This window comes from Niveispirillum sp. KHB5.9 (assembly GCF_048066115.1).
In the GTDB taxonomy this organism is placed as follows: domain Bacteria; phylum Pseudomonadota; class Alphaproteobacteria; order Azospirillales; family Azospirillaceae; genus Niveispirillum.
Genome location: NZ_JBLTYX010000005.1, coordinates 285,269 through 293,097, shown reverse-complemented (window position 1 = coordinate 293,097; position 7,829 = coordinate 285,269). Strand labels below are relative to the sequence as shown.

Below are 7,829 nucleotides of genomic sequence, written 5' to 3'. Positions count from 1 at the left end.
GGTGGGGAGTCCCGACCCACGTTCCGGAATTGGCCGGAGCATCAAACTGGCCAACGATTAAGCCTCGATGTGCAATGCGCTTGCCGACCAGCACGGACGGCAAGGGATCAGCCGAGAAGTCGATGACGACACGTCTGATTCTGGCAGTTTCGGATTTTGAGGACAATTCAGTATTTCTCCATCAAATAAAACTTATATTCTAATCAGAACGATTCCCTCCCAGACCGCCGCCTTGTCAAACTGGCGATTACAAATTTATTGTCAATTGCCAAGTTTTGCTTATCATATTATTTATTTTTCTCACGAGCACTGCGGATTTTCGGACGACTGTTTAGTGGGCCAAGCCGCATGGCTCGCTGCACCTCACGTCTGACCTTCCATTGCTAGGGCGGCAGCTCGCGGAGTTGGGTCCGCGAGATGTGCCGGTCGCGAGCGAACAGCCCGACGCTGCTCCGACTGGATGCCACTCCGGTCGCGGAAATAATGGAATGGAGCCAGCCGGTGGCACCCGCCCCGCGAGCGGTCAGTCGTCATTGATACATATCCATAGGCGATCCATACTGGTCTTAACCTTGGCCAGCGCCGGCTGCGTCGTATCATCACTATCACCCAGTCGGCGCCCGAGATGCGCCGCGCCAGCAGGCCGCGGAACAACTTCAGCATGGCCAACTAGATCGACCACTGCCGACAGGATAGCCGGCATGCCCTCTTTGGCAAACCGTCCGTATTGCCGTGCAGTGGCTGATGCTGGTCGAGGTTCTTAAACAGCAGTGTTGGCGGGGACTGGGTCCTCTCTCGGTCCCGTGGCGCCGAGGGAGAGCATTACAGATCAAGGTCGAGAAGCGGCGTGAATTGTTGCCCTCCATGCATATCGCGCTCGAAGACGCCGCCCTGTGGCCGGTTGCGCGGATAGGAGAACTTGATCACCGAGAGGTCGGGGACCTCAATACGCTTAACCAGTTCGGGGCACAGTTGCAGCCGGGATGCGATACTCGCCACGTTCAGGCCCGGCTTGTCCTTGTTGGCAGTGAAGGATTCAGGGCCGTCGAAGAAGAGGTCGACGGTGATCCAGAACGGCCCGGCCGCCTTGGAGCGCACATAGCGGCAGACATCAGTCAACTTGGGCATTTTGCGGAACTCCAGTCTGATCAAGGGACAGCATTACGCGCCGCACGAGTTCATGGCCGTCGATTGTCTCGACGATGTGATTGAGGACGAAGGCATAGGTACGTCCAAGCTCGATCTCCGCTGGCGAGAACGGAAAGGCGTAGCTTGGGAGTTCCTTGTCGCGGCGGACAGGGAAATGGAAGAAATACGGGTTGCAGATCTTGGCGATGCGCAGAGCCAATTCCCTTGTCTCCGCCGTCGCCACGAACAGCAGCCCGATCTCGCGGGTCGGCAAGCCATCGGTCACTGGCAGGCCCAGGACCGCGTTCCACCCATAGGGACGGAGCGATATGTCGAACGAGCGGGCAGCCTCCCCCAGAACCGCGTTGACGCGACCGATCAATGCCGCATGCATGTCGGCGAGGAACTTCTCCAGAGCCGACAGGACCTGCGGGTCGGTGATGCCCACGAGCATGATCGCCTGAAATGGCCCGTTCGAAGCACCTTCCAGCTTCATTGTGTAGGGCCTTCCGTCGAACCGGGACCCCGTCACGCGCACGATCCGGTCATTTACGGGTTCGTAGCACGCATGCGTGACATCAAGCACCCCACCGGGTTCGTGCAGCAGATACGGATCGCTGTTTTCGTACAGCATATGGGCCGAGACGCTGTAGGGCGTGCAGCGATTGGTGGCGCTGAGCGGTTCAATCTCGAACGCGTCATGGCCGACCCGAATTACGACACCTCCGTCGGTCGCCATGATCGTGCACAGGCCGCCGCATTCAGCGATCTTGCCAGCGTGCCATGCCGGGCCAACACCAGCGCCGCGCATGATGGGAACCGCCGCAATCACAGCCGTGTCGGTTGTGCGCCCACCAAGAATGATATCGGCACCATCCTTCAAGGCGGCGATGTAGGGTTCAGGCCCCATGAGCGCGACAATGTGCTCGCAGGACTCGACCATGTCGTCGGTGAGTTCGCCCGCTGGTGCCAATGGCAGGACTTTGTTCCGGGACATCCGGTCACGGATCACCACCTTGTCTTGCTCTGAATAGAGCATGGCCAGCGTCGGGGTGAGACCCAGTTCCTGGCAAATCTCCAGCACGATGTCGCGGGTCCAGTCGACGGCCATGTCGCAACCTGACGTGCCGCAGGACCCCACCAGCAATGGCACTCGCCACTTAGCCTGAGCCGCAACAAGAAGCTTCAGATCCGCTTTGACCGCGTCACGGCTGTATTTGGAAAGGCCGGTGGCCAGCGCGGCAGGGCCGCTGTCGGTCGATCCGGCATCCATCGCCATGGCGTGGGCGCCGGCGGCCAAGCCAGCCTCCAGGTGCTCGAATTTTATGCCCGCCCCGAGCGCACCCACCGGGACGACCACGACGGTTGAATTCTCACTATTCACTGGACGATCCTTGGATAAGAGGGAGAGGACGGCCTGAGGCCGAGATGGGGATGGCCCCGGTCAGGACTGCTGTTGCCACCAGCAGAGCAGCGAGGGCCGCAGCCCATTTGAGCGCAAACCGCTGCATAGCCCCGACATCAACATCGAGCATACCGGCGACAAGGTAGACCGCAGCGACCAGGGGGCTGAGCGCATGGAGGTTCTGGCCAAGCAGGGATGCGCGGCCGATTTCGGCGGCAGTGATTCCATAGTGCGAGGCGGCCTCGGCGATGACCGGCACGATGCCGAAATAATAGGCGTCGTTGGACATCACGAAGGTTAAGGGGCCGCTGGCGACGGCCATGATCAAAGCCAGATGACGCCCCATGGACGGTGGCACAACATCGACAAAGCTTGCCCCCATCGCCTTCACCATGCCCGTGCCTTCAAGTATCCCGGTGAACACAGCGGCAGCGAACACCAGGAGGATGATGGGCAGGACGTTGGCGCTGTGGGCCGCGATACGCAGGCGCTGAATGCCGATTTCGGGATAGTTCAGTGTCAAGGCGACGACCAGGCCGATCATGAAGATCACAGGCATGGGCACGATGTGAGCGACCGCAGCGGCGATAACCGCCAGCGTGAGGATCAGGTTCGCCCAGAACAACTTGGGTCGGGCGAGATCGTCGGCCCCCTCGCGTAGACCATTGAAGCCAGCGGCGGACGGCAGATTGGCGGTAGGACCCAGGCGCCGCCGCTCCTTGCCCCCCAGATACCACGCCAGGATCAAGACCCCTATGCACCCGCTCACCATGACCGGGATCAACGGCAGGAACAGATCGTTGATCGGCACGCGCAGCACGCTGGCGACGCGGGGCATAGGGCCGCCCCAGGGGGCAATATTGATGATGCTGTTGGCTGCGCCGAGCAGCGTGGCAAGAATAAGCGGGTTCATGCCCAGGCGGCGATAGACCGGCAGGAACGCCGTGATTGTGACCAGCGCTGTGGTTGCACCGTCGCCATCAAGGGAGACCACGATCGCGACCAGCGCAGTGCCGATGGTGACCCTGCGGGGGTCGGCACCCACAGCATCGATGACGCGACGTACCATCGGATCGAACAGGCCCGCATCGATCATAATGCCAAAATAGAGCACAGCGAACAGCAGGACCACGGCAATGGGCGCCAACGCGATGACGCCCTTCATGATCATGCCGCCAATCTGGCCACCGAACCCGGAGCAGACTGCCACGACAATGGGCACGGCAATCAGGGCGACCATGGCCGAAGCACGTTTACCCATGATCAGCGCCATGAAGACGACGACCATTCCAAAGCCGAGGATGGCCAGAAGCGATTGGCTCATGGGGAGGCCTTCATGGAAAAGCTGTAGAGTTGAGCAGGGTTTTCGACCAGGATCCGGAGACGATTGCGCTCGTTGCCGGCCCAGATGCTCAGGAGATCGAAGAGTTGGGCATCGTCCGGTGCGGTCCTTTCTGTGGCGTGCGGCCAGTCGCTGCCCCACACAAGTCGCTCGGGTATTTCCGCGACAAACGCCTGGGCAATGCGCGTCGCATCCGGATAATTCGGCGGCCCTTCTTGTGTGTTGAGATAGGCACCGGTCAGCTTTACCCAAGCCCGTTGCTTGGCAACCAACCGATTGATAATGGCGAAGGCGGGATGGCGTGGACCCTGGCCGGGCGGCAGCCGACCCATGTGATCGAAAACAATCGGACAGGGCAGTCGTTCAAACATATCGGCTGCCTGGACGATCTGATCGGCCATGGCGTGAATCTGCACGTGCCAGCCCAGATCGGCGATGCGCCGCGCCAACGGTTCCACCATGTCGAGGGTCGTGAATGCGTCTGCGGGGTTCCAGACACTGAACCGGAGCCCTTTGATCCCACCTGCATCAAGACGAAGAAGTTCGGCTTGTTCGACATCCGGCGTGACGACGCCAACGCCGCGGCCATTGGGTCCCAACTGTCGCAGCGCGTCCAGAAGGCACGCGTGATCGACGCCGTGGATCTTGGTCTGGACGATGACGGCACGCGAGACCCCAAGCCGCTGCTGAAGCTTGCGATAATCCTGGAAGGTAGCACTCCCGAACTGCGCCGGGAAATCTGGCCGGAACCGCGGATCAGCGATGTGCAGGTGGGCGTCGCAAGCGCCGTCCGGCGCCATGGCCTTTGGCGCATTTGTCCCCGCTGAGTGTGGAACCTGTATCGTTTCGCCGGCCAGCGCAGCGGTGGCAACTGCACCGCCCGCAATGGTCGAAACGGCGTGGAAAAGCTGGCGTCGGGTCAGAGTCATGGGTCGCCATCGGTCCTGGTCAAGGTGGAAAGTGCGGCCGATGGGAAGGTCCACCGGCCGCTCCCGTCAGAAATGTGCCTTGGCGGAAACGAAGAAACGCCGGCCGGCCATGTCGTAGGTGTAGAGATCCGAGCTTGTCAGACCGATCAGGCTGTCATTCAACACAGGCGGCTTCTTGTCGGTCAGGTTGACCGCTCCGATCCGGAGTTCCAATGTGTCATTGACGGCCCAGGCAACATCCAGGTCGAAGTAGCTGACGCCCGGCACGCCGTGGGCGGCACCGCCTGTTCCGACATTGTTGGCGTTCGACATCGGGCCAAGGTAGCGCCACCGGAGGTTCGACATGACTGGACCGATATGCCAGCCGGCGTTGACATTGCCCTTCCATTCCGGGTGCGCCGTGGCGAAGAAGTCGACCTGGGTGTTCCCGATCGTACCGGCATATTCAAGTTTCGGGCTGGTCGGCAGAGTCTGAATCTGGAACGTGTCCAGATAGTTGACGACAACACCGAGGCTGAATGTGCCTGAATCGGGGCCCAGCCCGGCGGCGTCGAGCGGCAGGGACCAGTCGACCTGGAAATCGATGCCTGAACTGGAATAGCCGCCCAGATTCAGCAATGGATTGTTGATGTTGGTTGCCTGTCCTGTCGCAGCATTGCGGGTGATCAGGGCGCAATAGTAATTGCTGGCGCTCAGGGTCGGGTTCGCAACGACATTGAAGCATTGCGTAGCAGCAACGGTGTTAGTCACCTGCCCGATCGCACCGTCCAGGTTGATCTTGTAGTAATCAACAGAAGCCGTGAGTTGTGACAGCCAATCACTTTGGAAGGGGGATTTCATGACCAAGCCGACCGAGTAAGTGTCGGAGACTTCCGGCTTCAATGCGGCGTTGCCTTGACTGGTGTAGGGCGTGCGACTGACAGTGTTGGTGAAACTGTCGATCACGGCGCTCGGAACGCCTTGAGCCAGACACAGGGCCCGCACCTGCGCAGCGATGGGTGAACTCGATGAACGGTAGGCCCCGCGGACATCGCATGGATCGCCTGAGCCGACCGGGCCGGGCGTGCCCAGAGCGGTAAGACCGCTGGCGGCGGCGGCATAGAGGTCACCAACGCTCGGTGCACGCACGGCGCGAGCGTATCCACCTCTTACGGTGAACACATCATTGGTCTTCCATGAACCGTCGGCCCTGTAGGTATCGACCCCTCCAACGGTGTCGTAGTCGGAATAGCGGTAGCCCAGGTTGAGCGAGACTTCCTCTGCCCATGGAAGATCTCGAACAACCGGAACCAGAAGTTCGCCGAATAATTCACGGACGGTGGCTTCACCCTGTGATGGCTGGATTGGCAGATAGTTGGCCAGCTCTCCGGTCTGGATCAGCGCATCAGGGATGTAATCATAGGAATTGCTGCGATAGTCAGCACCAGCCGCGAAGCGAACCTCGCCCGCAGGCAAGGAGAACAGGCGCCCTTGAGCCGAGCCTTCAACGATCTTCTGTTCAAGAGTTGTCGTGTTGCGTGCCGTGCGCCGGATGTAAGAGACACAACTGGCTGAAAGCGTATCGATCCGATTGAAATCGTACCCGCCCTCGCACAGGCTCCGGCCGCCATCAGGCGCGTTGGCTAATCGCTGCAAGGCCGCAGAGCTGGGGTAGTTGATCTCGGATTGCAGGAGTTCTGTGCGACCAATGCTGCCGTGCAGACTCCAGGTCAGATCCATGGCCTCCAGTTTGCCTTCCGCACCAAGTGTCAGTTGGTAGACATCGTAGCGATTCTCTTCCATACGGTCGCCCACGGGGGTGGTGATCTGGGCGAAACTGAAGGGGGCGGTTGGGTTAGGACGCGAGGCCAGGACTTGCGCCAGATCTTGAGAGATAAACGGATTTGTCACCGGGATTGTCAGCGGTGCGCTCGACACTGACCCGACCACCACTGGATTCGCCCGTGTGGTCGCCGTGTAGTTTGTAAACAGACCGTCGGCGAAGACTGAGACCTTTTCATCGAGATCATAATCAGCATGTGCGAACATCGAGTGTCGTTCCAGCGGGACTTGGGCGAGGAAATAGTCGCCAGTCGCAGCCAGGACGGTGTTGTTGTAGATTGTTTGAAGTGTGCTCTCCGGACTACGGAAATTGACCGCCCCGGCGTTTAGGAACAGCGAGCCATCGGGATTAAGTGACAAGGTGGATGTGCGGCTGACCTTGCCGGCCGGGACGCCGTAACGACCGAAAACAGTATCGACCGCTGCTTGGGTCGGGAGGTTGGTCGCCGCAGCACTGATCAGCCCGCCCGGCGAATTGCTGGAAAAGGCCTGGCCCTTGAGATAATCCCGATCACGGAAATCGATCGCCTCGCGGTTAGCGTAGCTCAGCGAGATATAGGCATTGCCTCGGCCATCCACCAGATCGGATCCGATCGTCAGAGCCCCGCTCTGGGTCTCGCCGTCGCCCCGATCCGTTTGCCCAGCACTGAGATCGATGCCGACCCCGGTGAAGCGTCGTTTCAGCTTCAGATTGACAACGCCGGCGACCGCATCCGAGCCATAGGCTGCGGAGGCGCCACCGGTTATGACCTCCACATTCTCGATCAGCGACCCGGGAATGACGTTCAGGTCTACCGTGCCGTCGCTGCCCGATGGCTGCATGCGACGGCCGTTGACCAGGACCAGTGTGCGCTGCTGGCCCAATCCTCGCAGATTGATGCTCGCTTGCCCTGCTCGCGAAATCAGGCTTGCCTGAGAGCCCGCAGATGCAGCGACCTGGGGCAGTTGGTTGAGGCCGGCTTCCAGAGTCGGTGCCCCGGCAGCAGCGATCATCTCGGCATTTACGGTGGTGATGGGCGTGTTGGCGACATAGTCCCGCCGGGCGATCCGTGAACCCGTCACAACGATCTCGTCCAAGGCGGCTTCGGCGCCAGGTACCGTCTGAGCGGCGTTCTCGGCGGATTGAGATTGTGCGAATGCCTGAGACGCTCCCATCGAGAGAACGGCTCCCAAAGCATAGGCGGTGGTGGTGACGCGCATGATT

General features: G+C 60.5%; 6 protein-coding genes. 1 reads left to right on the top strand and 5 read right to left on the bottom strand.

Translation table 11 applies throughout. From position 1 onward, the window contains the following. The coding region (locus ACM9HJ_RS12100; protein WP_416571979.1) for a hypothetical protein at positions 1-203 on the top strand (203 nt) is incomplete at its 5' end. Between the two features lie 619 nt (positions 204-822). On the opposite strand, the gene ACM9HJ_RS12095 is transcribed toward ACM9HJ_RS12100, so the two are convergent. Genes ACM9HJ_RS12095 through ACM9HJ_RS12075 form a run of 5 tightly spaced genes read right to left on the bottom strand, consistent with a single transcriptional unit; the run spans position 823 to position 7,825 of the window. Continuing rightward, positions 823-1,128 (bottom strand): DUF4387 domain-containing protein, encoded by a 306-nt coding sequence (locus tag ACM9HJ_RS12095; RefSeq protein ID WP_416571978.1) that lies wholly within the window; start codon positions 1,126-1,128, stop codon positions 823-825. After that, positions 1,112-2,512 (bottom strand): acyclic terpene utilization AtuA family protein, encoded by a 1,401-nt coding sequence (locus ACM9HJ_RS12090; RefSeq protein ID WP_416571977.1) that lies wholly within the window; start codon positions 2,510-2,512, stop codon positions 1,112-1,114. The genes ACM9HJ_RS12095 and ACM9HJ_RS12090 overlap by 17 nt, the downstream gene beginning before the upstream one ends. Continuing rightward, positions 2,505-3,857 carry a CitMHS family transporter gene (locus ACM9HJ_RS12085; protein ID WP_416571976.1) on the bottom strand — a complete coding sequence of 451 codons (1,353 nt, stop codon included), beginning with the start codon at positions 3,855-3,857 and terminating at the stop codon, positions 2,505-2,507. Before ACM9HJ_RS12085 ends, ACM9HJ_RS12090 begins: the two co-directional genes overlap by 8 nt. Further along, positions 3,854-4,858, bottom strand: a complete 1,005-nt coding sequence (locus ACM9HJ_RS12080; RefSeq protein ID WP_416571975.1) for an amidohydrolase family protein — start codon at positions 4,856-4,858, stop codon at positions 3,854-3,856. Before ACM9HJ_RS12080 ends, ACM9HJ_RS12085 begins: the two co-directional genes overlap by 4 nt. Before the next feature lie 12 nt (positions 4,859-4,870). Beyond that, the gene (locus ACM9HJ_RS12075; RefSeq protein ID WP_416571974.1) at positions 4,871-7,825 is read right to left on the bottom strand and encodes a TonB-dependent receptor domain-containing protein; all 2,955 of its coding nucleotides are present in this window, start codon (positions 7,823-7,825) and stop codon (positions 4,871-4,873) included. Between the last annotated feature and the right edge of the window lie 4 nt (positions 7,826-7,829).